The following is a 14,425-nucleotide window of genomic DNA, read 5'->3' on the forward strand; positions in this document are numbered from 1 at the left end:
GCGCGTCGCGGTGACGACGCGCTGTGGACGGGGCGATGACCTCACGCTGTGCGGGACAGCTTGTACTGCTCGAGCTCGGCCGCGAGTCGCGGACGCACCCGGGCCAGCATCCGGGTCCCCTCGGCGGTGTGCTCCTCGGAGAGCACCTGACCGGTGGTGTGGACCCGGTTGACCAGCTCACCGCGGTCGTAGGGCACGACCACGTCCATCTCCACGTCGGGCACCGGCAGCATCGAGGAGACGCGGGCGAGGAGCTCCTCGATCCCCTCCCCGGTGCGCGCCGAGACCGCGATGGAGTTCTTCTCCTTGCGCAGCAGGCGCTGCAGGACCTCGGGGTCGGCCACGTCCGCCTTGTTGATGGCGACGAGCTCCGGGACGTCCTGCGCGTTCACGTCCGCGAGGACGCTCCGGACCGCCGCGAGCTGACCCTCGGGGTCCGGGTGGGACCCGTCGACGACGTGCAGCACGAGGTCGGACTCCGCCACCTCCTCCAGCGTCGAGCGGAACGCCTCGACGAGCTGGTGCGGCAGCGAGCGGACGAACCCCACGGTGTCGGCCAGCGTGTACGGCCGCCCCTCGGGCGTCTGGGCCCGCCGGACGGTGGGGTCCAGCGTCGCGAACAGGGCGTTCTCGACGAGGACACCCGCTCCCGTGAGCCGGTTCAGCAGCGAGGACTTCCCCGCGTTGGTGTAGCCGGCGATGGACACCGACGGCACCGCCCGGGCGTGGCGCAGCGAGCGCTTCTCGTCGCGCGCCGTCCCCATGCCCTTGATCTCGCGGCGCAGCTTGGCCATCCGGTTGCGGATGCGGCGACGGTCCAGCTCGATCTTCGTCTCACCAGGACCACGGGAACCGATCCCCGCACCGCCGGCGACCCGACCACCGGCCTGGCGCGACATCGACTCACCCCAACCGCGCAGGCGCGGGAGCAGGTACTCGAGCTGGGCGAGCTCGACCTGCGCCTTGCCCTCCCGGCTCTTGGCGTGCTGGGCGAAGATGTCGAGGATGACGGCCGTCCGGTCGACGACCTTCACCTTGACGATGTCCTCGAGACCACGACGCTGCGAGGCGGACAGCTCACCGTCGCAGATGACGGTGTCGGCCCCCTCCGCGGCGACGAGGTCGGCGAGCGCCGCGGCCTTGCCGGAGCCGAGGTAGGTCGCGACGTCGGGGGTGGCCCGGCGTTGCATGACGCCCGCGAGGACGTCGGACCCGGCGGTGGCGGCGAGGGCGGAGAGCTCCTGCAGCGAGACCTCGGCCGCGGCCCGGTTGGAGTCCGCGCTGGACCAGACGCCCGCGAGGACGACCCGTTCCAGGCGCAGCTGCCGGTACTCGACCTCGGTGACGTCGGTGAGTTCGGTGGAGAGACCCGCGGCCCGGCGCAGGGCCCGGCGGTCGGCGAGGTCGAGCTGCTCGCCGTCGAAGCTGGAGTGCTCGTCCGTCTCCTCCGCCGGCGCGTCCCCGTTGTCACCGCCAGGGCCGTCGTGTCCCCGCAGGATGCGGGCGATGGCCCGGTCGAACTCGCGGTCGCGTTCGCTGGTGGTGTCTTCGGGTTCCGCGGACTCCGGTGTCGCGGAAGCGGGGCGGTGGTTCATGGACCTCCTCGGTCGTTGCGGTGCGCCACGTCGGGTGGCACACCCAGCGTGACACTCAACGGTGCGAGCGGCGAGGCTATTTCAGCCCGTACCCTCTCGGGCGTGTCCCCCGAGCACTACTTCTCCGCCCAGCCCGCCACCGCCGACGAACGGCGTGAGCTCGACGTGCGGCTGGCCGGGCGCGAGCTGAGCGTCACCACGGCGCGCGGGGTGTTCAGCGCGGACCACGTCGACCAGGGCACGTCCGTCCTGCTGCCGCTGATCCAGGACGACGACGCCCCCGGGGACGTCCTCGACCTCGGCTGCGGGTGGGGCCCGATCGCGCTGTCGCTGGCCCTGCAGCGCCCCCACCAGGTGGTGCACGCCGTGGACGTCAACGAACGGGCCCTGGACCTGGTGCGGCTGAACGCCTCGCACCTCGGGGTGACGGTGCGGGCGAGCCTGCCCGACGCCGTCGACCCGGACCTGCGGTTCACCGAGATCTGGTCGAACCCGCCGATCCGCGTCGGCAAGGAGGCGCTGCACGAGCTGCTGCTGCGCTGGCTACCGCGCCTGGCCCCCGGTGGGGTCGCACACCTGGTGGTGCAGAAGAACCTCGGCTCGGACTCGCTGCACAAGTGGCTGGAGTCCGGGGTGCTGCCCGGGACGAGCACGACCCGCACGACGACGTCGAAGGGGTTCCGCGTCCTGTCGCTCAGGTCGTCAGGCTGAGGGAGAGCACGCCGGTCGCGACGAGCTCGGCCGGTCCGGACAGCCAGACCGTGCCGCCGGTGAGGGTGGAGTCGGCGCCGACGGTGACGACGAGCGTTCCGCCCGGGACGTCGACGCGCCACACCGCGGGCGCTCCCTCGCCGGCCCAGGCGCGGACGGCGAGCGCCGCGGCGCAGGCGCCGGTGCCGCAGGAGCGGGTCTCCCCCGAGCCGCGTTCGTGCACGCGCATGGTGATCTCGGCGATGTCGGGCACGTCGTCGCCGGTGATGTCGAAGGCGGTGAGCGGGACGACGAGTTCGACGTTGGTGCCCTGCGCCGGGACGGGCTCCACCACGGGGGCCGAGGTGAGGTCGGCGGCGGCGAGCTCGTCCTGCTCGGCGAGCGCGACGACGGTGTGCGGGTTGCCGAGGTCGACGGAGAGCGCGGGACGGGCGACCCCGTCGAGGCCGGCGACGTGGACGAGGGCGTCGGCACCGCGGTTCAGCGCTCGTTCGCCACCGGTCAGCTTCCAGGACCCCATGTCGGCGGTCCACTGGCCGTCGAGCTCACGGCGCAGCCGCTTCACCCCGGCCCGGGTCGCGACGTCGAACCAGCGTCCGTCGCCCGCGTCGGCCGGCAGCAGACGGTTCTGCAGGAGGAACTCCGCGAAGACGCGGATCCCGTTGCCGCACATCTCCGCGATCGAGCCGTCGCTGTTGCGGTAGTCCATGAACCACGCGGCGGCCCCGGAGGTGTCGCGGACGGCCCGGATGAGGCCGTCGGCACCGATCCCGGCGCGGCGGTCGCAGATCGCGGCGACGAGGGCGGGGCTCGGGTCCCACGAATCGTCGGGGTCGGCGACCAGGACGAAGTCGTTCTCGGTGCCGTGGCCCTTGGTGAAGGCCAGTCCCTCTCGCGGTTCGCTCACGCGGGAGATGCTACGGGGAGCAGTTGCAGCACCCGGCGGGCGAGGTCGCCCGGGTCGGCCCCGTCGGGGGCCTCCAGCCAGTGCACCCGGGGGTCGCGACGGAACCAGGACTCCTGCTTGCGGGCGAAGCGGCGGGTGAGTCGTGCCGTGAGCTCGCGGGCCTCGTCCTCGGTGGTCTTCCCGTCGAAGGCGTCGAGGACCTGCGCGTAGCCCAGCGCCCGACCGGCGGTCAGCCCGTCCCGCAACCCCCGCCCCTCCAGCGCGCGGACCTCCTCGACGAGTCCGGCGGCCCACATCCGCTCGACGCGGGCGTCGATGCGGGCGTCGAGCTGCTCCCGCGGGACGGCGAGGCCGATCTGGAGGGCGGGTTCGAGGTAGGTCTGCTCGGGCAGGGACGCGGCGAAGGGCCGGCCGGTGATCTCGCCGACCTCCAGGGCCCGCACGATCCGTCGGCCGTTGCCGGGCAGGATCTTCGCCGCGGCGTCGGGATCGCGGTCGGCGAGGTGGGCGTGCAGGGTGTGCGGGCCGACGGCCTCGAGCTCGGCTTCCCAGCGGGCGCGGACGACGGGGTCGGTGCCGGGGAAGCGCAGGTCGTCCAGGGCGGCCCGGACGTAGAGGCCGGAGCCGCCGACGAGCACGGGGACGTGACCGCGGTCGCGGACCTGCGCGAAGGTGTCCCGCGCCTGCGCCTGGTACGTCGCGACCTCGGCGGTCTGGGTGACGTCGAGGACGTCGAGCAGGTGGTGGCGGACCCCCCGCATCTCGGCCCCGGTGAGCTTCGCGGTACCGATGTCCATCCCGCGGTAGAGCTGCATGGCGTCGGCGTTGACGACCTCCCCGTCGCCCTCGAGGAGCTGGGCCAGCGCGACCCCGACGTCGGACTTGCCCGAGGCGGTGGGACCGGTGATCGCGATCAGGGGAACGTTCGACTGGCCCACGCGGCCATGGTGTCAGAGGGTGGGTGGATGGGAACCATGGACTTCCTCAAGGGCAAGATCAACGAGGCCACCGAGCAGGCCAAGGACGTCGCCGAACAAGCGCTCCACAAGGCCGGCGGGTTCGCGGCCGAGCACTCGGGCAAGGCCGAGGGGGCCATCGGCAAGGCCGGTGAGTTCGTGAACGCCCGGACCGACGGCAAGTACGCCGACAAGGTCGTCAAGGTCAGCGACCTCGCCCGCAAGGGGGTCGACAAGGCCGCCGACCAGGCGCCGCCGTCGTCGCTGCCCGGCGGCGGCACCCCGATGAGCGGTGGGACGAGTTCGGTCGGCACCCCGATGACCGGGCCCGTGCGATGACCATCCCCACCCCGCCGCTGCCCACGCCGACCCCGCCGATCCCGGTCCCGCAGCCGGGCACGCCGGGGGAACCGATCCCGGACCCGGCACCGATGCCGCTGCCCGAACCGGAACCCTCGGCCCCGCCGGCGAAGTAGCTCAGCGCACCCGCAGGCTGGGAAGTCCCAGGCTGACCGGCCGCGGACCCGTCTCCTCGGGTTCCGGCCGGGCCTGGCGGGACTCCCACGCGTCCCCCGCCCGGGTGCGGCGGACGGCGAAACCACGCAGCTCGTCGGCCTCGAGGTAGTGCGGGGCACCGCGGGTGACGGTGACCGTCGCGACGTCGCCCGGTCGTGGCGCCTGCGTTCCCTCCGGCAGCGCGAAGTGCACGAGGCGGTTGTCCGGAGCGCGACCCGAGAGCCGTTGCGTCGCAGCGTCCTTGCGACCCTCACCCTCGGCGACGAGGACCTCGAGGGTGCGTCCCGCCTGGGCCTGGTTGTCCTCGTAGGTGATCCGGTCCTGCAGGGCGGTGAGGCGTTCGTAGCGTTCCTGCACGACCTTCTTGGGGATCTGGTCACCCATCGTCGCGGCCGGGGTCCCCGGTCGCGGCGAGTACTGGAAGGTGAAGGCGCTGGAGAACCGGGCCTGCTCGACGACGTGCAGCGTCTGCTCGAAGTCCTCCTCCGTCTCCCCCGGGAACCCGACGATGATGTCGGTGGTGATCGCGGCGTCGGGGATCTTGGCCCGGACCCCGTCGATGATCCCGAGGAAGCGGGACTGGCGGTAGGACCGGCGCATCGCCTTGAGCACGCGGTCGGAACCGGACTGCAGCGGCATGTGCAGGCTCGGCATGACGTTCGGCGTCTCCGCCATCGCGTCGATCACGTCGTCGGTGAAGCTCGAAGGGTGCGGGCTGGTGAACCGGACCCGCTCCAGGCCCTCGATCCCACCCGTGGCCCGCAGCAGCTTGCCGAAGGCAAGCTTGTCGCCGAACTCGACGCCGTAGGTGTTCACGTTCTGGCCCAGGAGCGTGACCTCGAGGACCCCCTCACCGACGAGGGCCTCGATCTCGGCGAGGACGTCGCCGGGGCGGCGGTCCTTCTCCTTGCCGCGCAGGGCCGGGACGATGCAGAACGTGCAGGTGTTGTTGCAGCCCACCGAGATGCTGACCCAGGCGGCGTAGGGCGACTCGCGCCGGGTGGGCAGCGTGGAGGGGAAGACGTCGAGGGACTCCAGGATCTCGACCTGGGCCTCGGCGTTGTGCCGGGCGCGCTCCAGCAGCACCGGCAGCGCGCCGACGTTGTGGGTGCCGAAGACGACGTCGACCCAGGGCGCTTTGCGGACGATCTCGCCGCGGTCCTTCTGCGCCAGGCAGCCGCCGACGGCGATCTGCATGCCGGGGCGACGTTCCTTCACCGGGGCGAGGTGACCGAGGTTCCCGTACAGCTTGTTGTCAGCGTTCTCCCGCACCGCGCACGTGTTGAAGACGACGACGTCGGGCTCCACCGGCGCAGCGCCGGCCTCGTCGAAGCGCACGTACCCGGCGTCTTCCAGCAGCCCCGACAACCGCTCCGAGTCGTGGACGTTCATCTGACAGCCGAACGTGCGCACCTGGTACGTGCGGGCGGGGCTGGGCTGGGTTTCCGTCGTCGTGCTCATCACGCCTCAGTCTAGGTCTCGGTCCGGGTGGCGCGTGCGCGGCGACCGGGGTCACTTTCGGATCACGATGTCGCCCTCGCGGTGCGAGATCTGTGGGCAGACTGCGCGCCTCCTGTACGGTCCAGCCGCATGAGTGACCACGTGCAGGCCCCTCAACCGTCACCACGCCCTTCCGGGCGCCGTCCCCTCGTCGTCCTCGAAGGGGTGCAGAAGCACTTCGGCGCCCTGCACGTGCTGAGGGACATCGACCTGACCGTCGCCGAGGGTGAGGTCGTCGTCGTGATCGGGCCCTCCGGCTCCGGGAAGTCGACGCTGTGCCGCACGATCAACCGGCTCGAGACCATCGACGCGGGCCGCATCACCATGGACGGCAAGGACCTGCCCGCCGAGGGGAAGGACCTCGCCCGGCTGCGCGCGGACGTCGGGATGGTGTTCCAGTCGTTCAACCTCTTCGCCCACAAGACGGTGAAGGAGAACGTGACCCTGGGACCGGTGAAGGTGCGGGGGAAGTCCGCCGCCGAGGCGGGCAAGCGTGCCGACGAACTCCTCGACCGGGTTGGCCTGGCCAGCCAGGGCCCGAAGTACCCGGCCCAGCTCTCCGGTGGCCAGCAGCAGCGCGTGGCGATCGCCCGTGCCCTGGCCATGGACCCCAAGGTCATGCTCTTCGACGAACCCACCTCGGCGCTCGACCCCGAGATGATCAACGAGGTCCTCGACGTCATGACCGGTCTGGCCAAGGACGGCATGACCATGGTCGTCGTCACCCACGAGATGGGTTTCGCCCGTCGGGCCGCGGACCGCGTCGTGTTCATGGCCGACGGCGCGATCCTCGAGGACACCGATCCCGAGACCTTCTTCACCGCGCCGGAGCACGAACGCGCCCAGGACTTCCTCTCGAAGATCCTCACCCACTGATGAGCACCACACACCAGGAGGCACCACCCATGAGGAACTTCCGCACCGCAGCCCTCGCCGGCCTGGCGACCACCCTGCTCGCGCTCACCGCCTGCGGAGGCGGAGGCGAACTCTCCGAGGAGGGGGCCGCCGACCAGCCCACGGCCGAGGCCAGCGCCAGCTTCGAGGCCGGCACCAAGATGGCCACGATCTCCGAGGCGAAGAAGATCAAGATCGGGACGAAGTTCGACCAGCCCGGTTTCGGTGAGGCCAACCTGCAGAACGTCCCCGAGGGTTTCGACGTCGACGTGGCCGAGTACATCGCCGCGAAGCTCGGTGTCGCGCCGGACGCCATCACCTGGGTCCCCTCCCCCAGCGCCCAGCGCGAGGACCTGATCGCCAACGGCGAGGTCGACCTCGTCGTCGCGACCTACACGATCAACGACAAGCGCAAGGAACGCATCACCTTCGCGGGGCCGTACTACGTCGCAGGCCAGCAGATCATGGTGGCCAAGGACAACTCCACCATCACCGGTCCGGAGTCGCTCAAGGCCAACCCCGACCAGAAGATCTGCTCGGTCACCGGTTCGACGCCGGCCGAGAACATCCGCCAGTACCTGGCCGACCCGAGCCAGCTCGTCGAGTTCGCCGGTTACAGCGACTGCGCCGACCAGCTGAAGAACGGCCAGGTCGCGGCGGTCACGACGGACAACGTCATCCTCACCGGCCTGGTGGCCAAGTCCGACGACGCGTTCAAGCTCGTCGGGGAGCAGTTCACCGAGGAGCCCTACGGCATCGGCATCACCAAGGGCGACACCGCGTTCTGCGAGTTCATCAACGAGACGCTGAGCGAGATGTCCGAGTCCGGTGACTACGAGAAGGCCTGGAACGCGACGGCCGGGAAGTACGAGGGCACCGAGGTGCCGACCCTGCCCACCGCCGACGCCTGCGTCTGATCCTCGACACTCCCGGAGGGCGGTCCCCGTGGACCCCGTGATCGACAACCTCGATCTGTACGCCGCAGGGTTCCTCAGGTCCCTGGGCCTGGCCGCGTGGGCCGCGCTCGGCGCCCTCGTCCTGGGCACCGTGCTGGCCGTGTTCCGGGTGAGCCCGGTCCCCGTCCTGCGTGGCGTCGGCGCCACCTACGTGACGCTGCTGCGGAACACCCCGCTGGTCATCGTGCTGTTCTTCTTCGTGTTCGGTGTCCCCGCGCTGGGCATCAACGCCTCGAACTACACGCTCGCGGTGTGCGGTCTCATCGTCTACACCGCGTCGTTCGTCTGCGAGGCCGTCCGGTCGGGGATCTCCACCGTGCCCACCGGTCAGGCCGAGGCGGCGAGGGCCATCGGCCTGCCGTTCGGCCTGAGCCTCACCCAGATCATCCTTCCGCAGGCGATGCGGGCGGTGGTCCCGCCCGTCGGCAACGTCCTCATCGCGATGATCAAGAACTCCGCCGTCGCGGGGGCCATGGGTGTCGGCGGCGACCTGTTCAGCGTCTACGCGCGACTCGCCAGCGCGCAGGGTCTGCCGCGGCTGCCGGTCATCACCGGGATGGCCATCGGCTACCTGATCCTGACCCTGGCGGCAGCGCTGCTGCTGGCCATCGCCGAGCGACGGATGGCGGTGGCCCGGTGAGCGCCCCGACCGCAGTCCTCTTCGACACCCCCGGCCCGGTCGCCCGGCGCCGGACGCGGATCGGCAGCATCGTGGCGGCGGTCCTGCTCGTCGCCACGATCGCGCTGGTCCTGGTCCGGATGCAGCAGCAGGGGCAGCTGACCCCGGGCAAGTGGGGGCCGCTGATCGACCCGAGCAACGGGGACTTCGCCCCCGTCTGGCGCCTGCTGCTCCCGGCCTGGGGAGTCACGCTGCGGGTCGCAGCGGTGGCGGTCGTCGCCTCGATCGTCCTGGGGCTCGTGATCGGGGCGCTGCGGTTGCTGCTGCCCCGGGGACCCCGCATCCCGCTGATCGCCGTGATCGAACTGCTGCGCGGGTTGCCCGTCGTGGTGACGATCCTCTACGTCGACATCCTGCTGCGGACCCTGAACGCCCACCCCGGCTCGTTCTGGGTCCTGGTCGTCGGGCTCACGCTGTACAACTGCGTGATCATCTCCGAGATCGTCCGGGCCGGGATCCAGTCCCTCCCCCGGGGCCAGGTGGAGGCGGGACTGGCCATCGGCCTGACCCGCGGCCAGGTCATGACGCAGATCCAGCTGCCGCAGGCCGTCCGGGCCATGCTGCCGGCCCTGATCAGTCAGCTCATCGTCGTGCTCAAGGACACCGCCCTGGGCAGCGTGGTCCTCGTCTCGCTGAGCGACGTCGGCGAGATCGCGGGACGACTGCGGCAGGTCCTGGACAACTCGATCCAGACCTACTTCGTCGTCGGGCTGATGTTCGTCGTCGTCAACCTCCTGCTGGACCTGCTCGCACGCAAGGTCCAGGAGCGGATGTCGACCGGACGGCGGGCGACCACGGCGCTCACGGTGGTACGGACCGGCGAGAACAGCGGTGGTGTCCCCGGCTGACCAGTTACCACGCGACGAAGGCTCGTCCCCGGGTGGGGGGACGGGCCTTCGTCGTTGTGCACTCAGATGTCGTCGCGCACGGTGTAGAGCGTGAGCTTGCGGTCCGCGACGATCGTCCCGAGCCGTGAAGCGCCTTCGGGGGTCTGCCGGAACGCGCGGTAGGCGTTGTCGTTCTCGACGGACTCCCAGCGCTCGACGATCGACACGTGGGTCTCGTCGGCGTCGTCGATGAGGACCTCGCAACCGAGGTTGCCCTCGAAGGCGCGGGTGGCCTCGAGGGTCTCGGTGAGGATGGCGGGAGCGTCGGCGACGTTCTCGGCCTTGATGGTCAGTTCCAGGATGGCGATGGTGGTCACGCGCCGGAGGCTACGCCTCGCCCTGGATCTCCTCGCGCACGACCCGCACCACGACGTCCGAGGGGAAACCCCGACGCGCCAGCATCCCGTACAGACGGCGTTCCCGGACTGCACGTTCCAGCCCGTGCATCGCGCCCGCCTTGCGCTGCACCAGAGCCCGAGCGGCCTCGACCTGCGACGCGTCGTCCACGGCCTCGAGGGCCTCGGCCGCGGTCTCCTCGCCGACGCCCTTCATCCGCAGTTCCTGGGCCAGGGCTCGACGGCCCCGTCCACTGCTGCGGTAGTGCACCCAGCCCTCGGCGAAGGTCTTGTCGTCGACGAGACCGACCTCCTCGAAGCGGTCGAGCACCTCGAGCGCGACCTCAGCCGGGACCTCCTTCGCCGCGAGCTTCTCGGCGAGCTGGGCCCGGCTGCGCGGTGCCCCCGTCAGGTGCTGCAGGGCGATGGTGCGGGCGACCTCGTGCGGGTCGGCCTCCCGGTCCGGGTTCTCGTCCGGACCGGGGGGGACCTGTTCTCGGGACCGACGGCTCAGAAGTCGACCTTCTCCTCGACGGCGGCCGCGACATCGGCGGGCGCGTCCATGCGGGCGCCGATGCCGAGCTTCTCCTTGATGCGCTTCTCGATCTCGTCACCGAGGTCGGGGTTGTCGCGCAGGAAGGCGCGGGCGTTCTCCTTGCCTTGGCCGAGCTGGTCGCCCTCGTAGGTGTACCAAGCCCCGGACTTGCGCACGAACCCGTGCTCGACGCCGAGGTCGATGAGGCCACCCTCGCGGGAGATCCCGAGGCCGTAGATGATGTCGAACTCGGCCTGCTTGAACGGCGGGCTGACCTTGTTCTTGACGACCTTGACGCGGGTGCGGTTGCCGACGGCGTTCGTCCCGTCCTTCAGCGTCTCGATGCGGCGCACGTCGAGGCGGATCGAGGCGTAGAACTTCAGCGCCTTGCCGCCCGTGGTCGTCTCGGGCGAGCCGAACATGACGCCGATCTTCTCGCGCAGCTGGTTGATGAAGATCGCGGTGGTGCCGGAGTGGTTCAGCGCACCGGTGATCTTGCGCAGCGCCTGCGACATCAGGCGGGCCTGCAGGCCGACGTGGCTGTCACCCATCTCGCCCTCGATCTCGGCCTTCGGCACGAGGGCCGCGACGGAGTCGATGACGATGATGTCGAGGGCGCCGGAGCGGATCAGCATGTCCGCGATCTCCAGCGCCTGCTCACCGGTGTCCGGCTGGGAGACCAGCAGCGCATCGGTGTCGACGCCCAGCTTGGCCGCGTAGTCCGGGTCGAGGGCGTGCTCGGCGTCGATGAAGGCGGCGATGCCGCCGGCCTTCTGGGCGCTGGCGACGGCGTGCAGGGCGACGGTCGTCTTGCCCGACGATTCCGGGCCGTAGATCTCGACGACGCGCCCGCGGGGCAGACCGCCGATGCCGAGCGCCACGTCCAGGGCGATGGAGCCGGTCGGGATGACCTCGATCGGGGGCCGGACGTCGTCGCCCAGCCGCATGACCGAGCCCTTGCCGAAGTTCTTGTCGATCGCGGCGAGGGCGGCATCGAGGGCCTTCTCGCGGTCCGCAGGAGCGGGCATGTCTCCACCTTGTGGTCTGGGTTCCAACTGACTCGGGGAACGCTAGGACAGACCTCCGACACGACCCCCGAACGACGAAGAGGACTGTGGACGGAGGAGCCTGACGAGCCCCCTGTGGACACGTCGATGCTATCCGTACAGGTGTTCGATCCCAACTCGACGAGACCCCGGCGTGTCGGGGTGCGTCCGCCGAGAGGTCTGGAGGTGCGCGGGTGATCGCTGTGTCAGATGTGCTCCGCAACCACGCCTCCGCCGCCGGCGCCGGGGACTGGCTGCAGGCCCTCCCGGCGCTGCTCGCCCGGCTGGAACGTCAGTGGGGCATCGCCGTCGGCCGCGCGTTCACCGGGGCCACCGAGGCCTACGTCGCGGAAGCGACCACCGCCGACGGGCGACCGGTCGTGGTCAAGGTCCTCCTCCCCCTGAGGGAGGGCGAGGCCCGCTACGAGATCGGCGCGCTCCGCCTGGCCGGGGGCCGGGGGATGGTCGCCCTGCTGCGCGACGACCCCGACGCGGGGGCGCTGCTGCTGCCGCGACTGGGCCCACCACTGCACGCGCTGGGGCTGCCCACCGCGACCCGCCACGACGTCCTCTGCGACACCGTGGTCCGGGTCTGGCGTCCGGCGCCGGGGTCCGGGCTCCCGACCGGCGCGGAACGCGCACAACAGCTCGCCGCCCGGGTCACCACGGCGTGGGAAGCCCTCGGGCGGCCCTGCTCGGAGCAGGCGCTCGACCACGCCCTCCGCTGCGCGCGCCGGCGCGAGGCGGCCCACGACGACGAGCGGGCCGTGCTGGTCCACGGCGACGTGCACCAGCTGAATGCGCTCCAGGACGGCGGACGGTTCACCCTCGTCGACCCCGACGGCCTGCTGGCCGAACCGGAGTACGACCTCGGGACGGTGATGCGGGGCGACCCCGTCGACCTGCTGCGCGGGGATCCGCACGCACGGGCCCGGCGCCTCGCGGCCCGGACCGGCCTGGACCCCGCGGCCGTCTGGGAGTGGGGGGTGATCGAGCGGATGGCGAGCGGCCTGCACTGCACCGCGATCGAGCTGCAGCCGCTGGGACGCCAGACCCTGCTGGCCGCCGAGGCCGCCGCCCAGCACGACCGGACGACGGGCGGTCTCTGAATCGGGTCCGCCGGGTCCCACGCCGGTCCAGCTCGGCGAGACGGCATCACTAGGCTGCCGATCGTGACGCAGACGTCTCCCACGATCCTCGACCCGCGCGGCGCCGACCTCGTCCCCGCGGGCGCCACCCTCGAACGCCTCGGCACGGGCAGCACGTGGGCCGAGGGCCCCGTCTGGCTGCCGGGCGAGAACGCCCTGATCTTCAGCGACATCCCCGGTGACCGGATCATGCGCTGGGACGAGAGCCCCGGCACCGAGACCTCGGGAGGGGGCGGCCTCAGCGTCCACCGCGAGGGCGTCGAGTTCACCAACGGTCGCACCCTCGACCGCGAGGGCCGCGTCATCGCCTGCTCGCACGGTCGCCGGGCGATGGAACGCACCGAGGCCGACGGCACCACCACGGTGCTCGTCGACCGCTTCGGGGACAAGCGGTTCAACTCCCCCAACGACGTCGTCGTCGCCTCCGACGGGGCGATCTGGTTCACCGACCCGCCCTACGGGATCACCGTGGCCGTCGAGGGCCACGAGGGGTTCCGGGAGTACGGCGACAACTTCGTCTTCCGCTTCGACCCGGCGACCGGGGACCTGCGGGTCGTCGTCACCGACGTCGAGGAACCCAACGGGCTCGCCTTCTCCCCCGACGAGTCACTGCTCTACGTCGCCGACACCTCCGCGGCCCCCACCCCCGGCAACGGCGACCACCGCCTCATCCGGGTCTACGACGTGCTCACCGGGATCACGGGTGGCCGCGGCCCGCAGGCCGTCCCCGGCGGCCCCGTGGTGAAGAACGGCCGCGTGTTCGTCGAGGTCGACCGCGGTCTGGCCGACGGGTTCCGGGTCGACACCGCGGGGAACGTCTGGACCTCCAACGGGGACGCCGTCACGGTCTTCGCTCCCGACGGCACCCGGCTGCTCGAGGTCGTCGTCGGCGAGGTCGTGGCCAACGTCTGCTTCGGCGGGGCCGACGGCACGGACCTCTTCGTCGCCGCTTCGACGAGCGCCTACCGGCTGCGGACCAGCGTCGTCGGCGCCGGCCTGTGGTGGCTGTGACGTACACGGCGCCCCCGGCCCCCGAACGCGTCGAGCCGCCGGAGATCGGCGACGAACGCGCGACCGTCGAGGGGTTCCTGGAGTACCACCGGACGACGTTCGCCCGGAAGCTGGAGGGCCTGACCGCCGAGCAGCTGCGCCGTCGCGCCGTCGAACCGTCGTCGTTGTCGCTGCTCGGCCTCGCCCGCCACCTCGCCGAGGTCGAACGCAGCTGGTGGCGCAGCCGGGTGGCCGGTGAGGACCTGTCGCCGATGACCTACTCCGACGACAACCCCGACGGCGACTTCGACGACGTCGACAGCGCTGATCCGGAGGCCGACCTCGCCTGGCTCGTCGAGGAGCAGGACCACGCCCGGCGGATCCTCGCCGAGCGCTCCCTCGAGGACGTCTGGGAGCACCCGGGCCGTGCCGACAAGACGGTGCGTTGGGTGCTGACCCACGTGCTCGAGGAGTACGCCCGTCACAACGGCCACGCCGACCTCCTGCGCGAGCGGATCGACGGCGCCGTCGGGGAGTGAGTCAGGTGCGGCGCCTGGGCCGGCGGTCCCGGCCGAGGCGTCGCTCCTGCGGCACGTCCATCGCGTCGCAGAGCGCCATCCAGATCTCCTTGGGCTCGACGCCCGCGTCCAGCGCCTCGCTCGAGGTCCGGTCGTCGAGCACCAGCAGGTGGTGGTCGGCCGCCAGCGAACGGCCGTAGGCGGCCCCGAACTCGTCCTCCACCAGGATCCAGAACTCGCTGACTCGCATGG

18 protein-coding genes are annotated in these 14,425 nt (G+C 71.4%); 10 read left to right on the forward strand and 8 right to left on the reverse strand.

The window, feature by feature from the left end; all coding sequences use genetic code 11:
- Positions 1 to 41 precede the first annotated feature (41 nt).
- Positions 42 to 1,595, reverse strand: a complete 1,554-nt coding sequence (gene hflX / locus OG218_RS04315; RefSeq protein ID WP_328291969.1) for a GTPase HflX — start codon at positions 1,593 to 1,595, stop codon at positions 42 to 44.
- A 102-nt stretch (positions 1,596 to 1,697) separates the two neighbouring features.
- Between hflX and OG218_RS04320 the strand changes: the two genes are divergently transcribed.
- Entirely contained in the window at positions 1,698 to 2,306 is a 609-nt protein-coding gene (locus tag OG218_RS04320; RefSeq protein WP_328291970.1) for a class I SAM-dependent methyltransferase, read from the forward strand.
- Here OG218_RS04320 and dapF read toward each other — a convergent pair.
- Positions 2,290 to 3,213 (reverse strand): diaminopimelate epimerase, encoded by a 924-nt coding sequence (gene dapF / locus OG218_RS04325; RefSeq protein WP_328291971.1) that lies wholly within the window; start codon positions 3,211 to 3,213, stop codon positions 2,290 to 2,292. The two genes, OG218_RS04320 and dapF, sit on opposite strands and share 17 nt — an antisense overlap.
- Positions 3,210 to 4,151, reverse strand: coding sequence for a tRNA (adenosine(37)-N6)-dimethylallyltransferase MiaA (gene miaA, locus OG218_RS04330; RefSeq protein ID WP_328291972.1), 942 nt, complete (start codon positions 4,149 to 4,151; stop codon positions 3,210 to 3,212). The genes dapF and miaA overlap by 4 nt, the downstream gene beginning before the upstream one ends.
- A 27-nt stretch (positions 4,152 to 4,178) precedes the next feature.
- On the opposite strand from miaA, the gene OG218_RS04335 reads away from it, so the two are divergent.
- Positions 4,179 to 4,508: an antitoxin gene (locus tag OG218_RS04335; RefSeq protein WP_328291973.1), complete on the forward strand. Its 330-nt coding sequence runs from the start codon at positions 4,179 to 4,181 to the stop codon at positions 4,506 to 4,508.
- Positions 4,505 to 4,645 carry a hypothetical protein gene (locus OG218_RS04340; protein ID WP_328291974.1) on the forward strand — a complete coding sequence of 47 codons (141 nt, stop codon included), beginning with the start codon at positions 4,505 to 4,507 and terminating at the stop codon, positions 4,643 to 4,645. The genes OG218_RS04335 and OG218_RS04340 overlap by 4 nt, the downstream gene beginning before the upstream one ends.
- A gap of 1 nt (position 4,646) precedes the next feature.
- On the opposite strand, the gene miaB is transcribed toward OG218_RS04340, so the two are convergent.
- Positions 4,647 to 6,146, reverse strand: a complete 1,500-nt coding sequence (gene miaB, locus OG218_RS04345; RefSeq protein ID WP_328291975.1) for a tRNA (N6-isopentenyl adenosine(37)-C2)-methylthiotransferase MiaB — start codon at positions 6,144 to 6,146, stop codon at positions 4,647 to 4,649.
- 129 nt (positions 6,147 to 6,275) lie between these two features.
- On the opposite strand from miaB, the gene OG218_RS04350 reads away from it, so the two are divergent.
- From OG218_RS04350 to OG218_RS04365, 4 genes are read left to right on the forward strand one after another with little or no spacing between them, the layout of a single operon-like run.
- Complete coding sequence (locus OG218_RS04350; protein WP_328291976.1) at positions 6,276 to 7,061, forward strand: amino acid ABC transporter ATP-binding protein; 786 nt, start codon at positions 6,276 to 6,278, stop codon at positions 7,059 to 7,061.
- 29 nt (positions 7,062 to 7,090) lie between these two features.
- Complete coding sequence (locus tag OG218_RS04355; RefSeq protein ID WP_328291977.1) at positions 7,091 to 7,996, forward strand: glutamate ABC transporter substrate-binding protein; 906 nt, start codon at positions 7,091 to 7,093, stop codon at positions 7,994 to 7,996.
- 28 nt (positions 7,997 to 8,024) lie between these two features.
- Positions 8,025 to 8,675: an amino acid ABC transporter permease gene (locus tag OG218_RS04360; RefSeq protein WP_328291978.1), complete on the forward strand. Its 651-nt coding sequence runs from the start codon at positions 8,025 to 8,027 to the stop codon at positions 8,673 to 8,675.
- Entirely contained in the window at positions 8,672 to 9,562 is an 891-nt protein-coding gene (locus tag OG218_RS04365) for an amino acid ABC transporter permease (protein ID WP_328291979.1), read from the forward strand. Before OG218_RS04360 ends, OG218_RS04365 begins: the two co-directional genes overlap by 4 nt.
- A gap of 62 nt (positions 9,563 to 9,624) precedes the next feature.
- On the opposite strand, the gene OG218_RS04370 is transcribed toward OG218_RS04365, so the two are convergent.
- Genes OG218_RS04370 through recA form a run of 3 tightly spaced genes read right to left on the reverse strand, consistent with a single transcriptional unit; the run spans position 9,625 to position 11,499 of the window.
- Complete coding sequence (locus tag OG218_RS04370; RefSeq protein ID WP_328291980.1) at positions 9,625 to 9,918, reverse strand: putative quinol monooxygenase; 294 nt, start codon at positions 9,916 to 9,918, stop codon at positions 9,625 to 9,627.
- Between the two features lie 10 nt (positions 9,919 to 9,928).
- Positions 9,929 to 10,450: a regulatory protein RecX gene (locus OG218_RS04375; protein ID WP_442906460.1), complete on the reverse strand. Its 522-nt coding sequence runs from the start codon at positions 10,448 to 10,450 to the stop codon at positions 9,929 to 9,931.
- Positions 10,447 to 11,499 carry a recombinase RecA gene (gene recA / locus OG218_RS04380; RefSeq protein ID WP_328291981.1) on the reverse strand — a complete coding sequence of 351 codons (1,053 nt, stop codon included), beginning with the start codon at positions 11,497 to 11,499 and terminating at the stop codon, positions 10,447 to 10,449. Before recA ends, OG218_RS04375 begins: the two co-directional genes overlap by 4 nt.
- A 212-nt stretch (positions 11,500 to 11,711) precedes the next feature.
- Between recA and OG218_RS04385 the strand changes: the two genes are divergently transcribed.
- The 3 genes from OG218_RS04385 (at position 11,712) to OG218_RS04395 (ending at position 14,194) form a co-directional block, all read left to right on the forward strand.
- Positions 11,712 to 12,626, forward strand: coding sequence for an aminoglycoside phosphotransferase family protein (locus tag OG218_RS04385; RefSeq protein WP_328291982.1), 915 nt, complete (start codon positions 11,712 to 11,714; stop codon positions 12,624 to 12,626).
- A 63-nt stretch (positions 12,627 to 12,689) separates the two neighbouring features.
- Positions 12,690 to 13,676: an SMP-30/gluconolactonase/LRE family protein gene (locus OG218_RS04390; protein ID WP_328291983.1), complete on the forward strand. Its 987-nt coding sequence runs from the start codon at positions 12,690 to 12,692 to the stop codon at positions 13,674 to 13,676.
- Positions 13,673 to 14,194 carry a DinB family protein gene (locus OG218_RS04395; protein ID WP_328291984.1) on the forward strand — a complete coding sequence of 174 codons (522 nt, stop codon included), beginning with the start codon at positions 13,673 to 13,675 and terminating at the stop codon, positions 14,192 to 14,194. Before OG218_RS04390 ends, OG218_RS04395 begins: the two co-directional genes overlap by 4 nt.
- 1 nt (position 14,195) lies before the next feature.
- Here the strand turns inward: OG218_RS04395 and OG218_RS04400 are convergent, their stop codons facing one another.
- Positions 14,196 to 14,423 carry a DUF3046 domain-containing protein gene (locus OG218_RS04400; protein WP_328291985.1) on the reverse strand — a complete coding sequence of 76 codons (228 nt, stop codon included), beginning with the start codon at positions 14,421 to 14,423 and terminating at the stop codon, positions 14,196 to 14,198.
- Positions 14,424 to 14,425 lie beyond the last annotated feature (2 nt).

This window comes from Kineococcus sp. NBC_00420 (assembly GCF_036021035.1).
Classification (GTDB): domain Bacteria; phylum Actinomycetota; class Actinomycetes; order Actinomycetales; family Kineococcaceae; genus Kineococcus.

Bases quoted from the DNA above. Each gene is read 5' to 3' on its own strand.
- miaB (WP_328291975.1), bottom strand. From the start codon at position 6,146: ATGAGCACGACGACGGAAACCCAGCCCAGCCCCGCCCGCACGTACCAG.
- OG218_RS04400 (WP_328291985.1), bottom strand. From the start codon at position 14,423: ATGCGAGTCAGCGAGTTCTGGATCCTGGTGGAGGACGAGTTCGGGGCC.
- OG218_RS04355 (WP_328291977.1), top strand. From the start codon at position 7,091: ATGAGGAACTTCCGCACCGCAGCCCTCGCCGGCCTGGCGACCACCCTG.
- hflX (WP_328291969.1), bottom strand. From the start codon at position 1,595: ATGAACCACCGCCCCGCTTCCGCGACACCGGAGTCCGCGGAACCCGAA.
- OG218_RS04335 (WP_328291973.1), top strand. From the start codon at position 4,179: ATGGGAACCATGGACTTCCTCAAGGGCAAGATCAACGAGGCCACCGAG.
- OG218_RS04340 (WP_328291974.1), top strand. From the start codon at position 4,505: ATGACCATCCCCACCCCGCCGCTGCCCACGCCGACCCCGCCGATCCCG.
- recA (WP_328291981.1), bottom strand. From the start codon at position 11,499: ATGCCCGCTCCTGCGGACCGCGAGAAGGCCCTCGATGCCGCCCTCGCC.
- OG218_RS04350 (WP_328291976.1), top strand. From the start codon at position 6,276: ATGAGTGACCACGTGCAGGCCCCTCAACCGTCACCACGCCCTTCCGGG.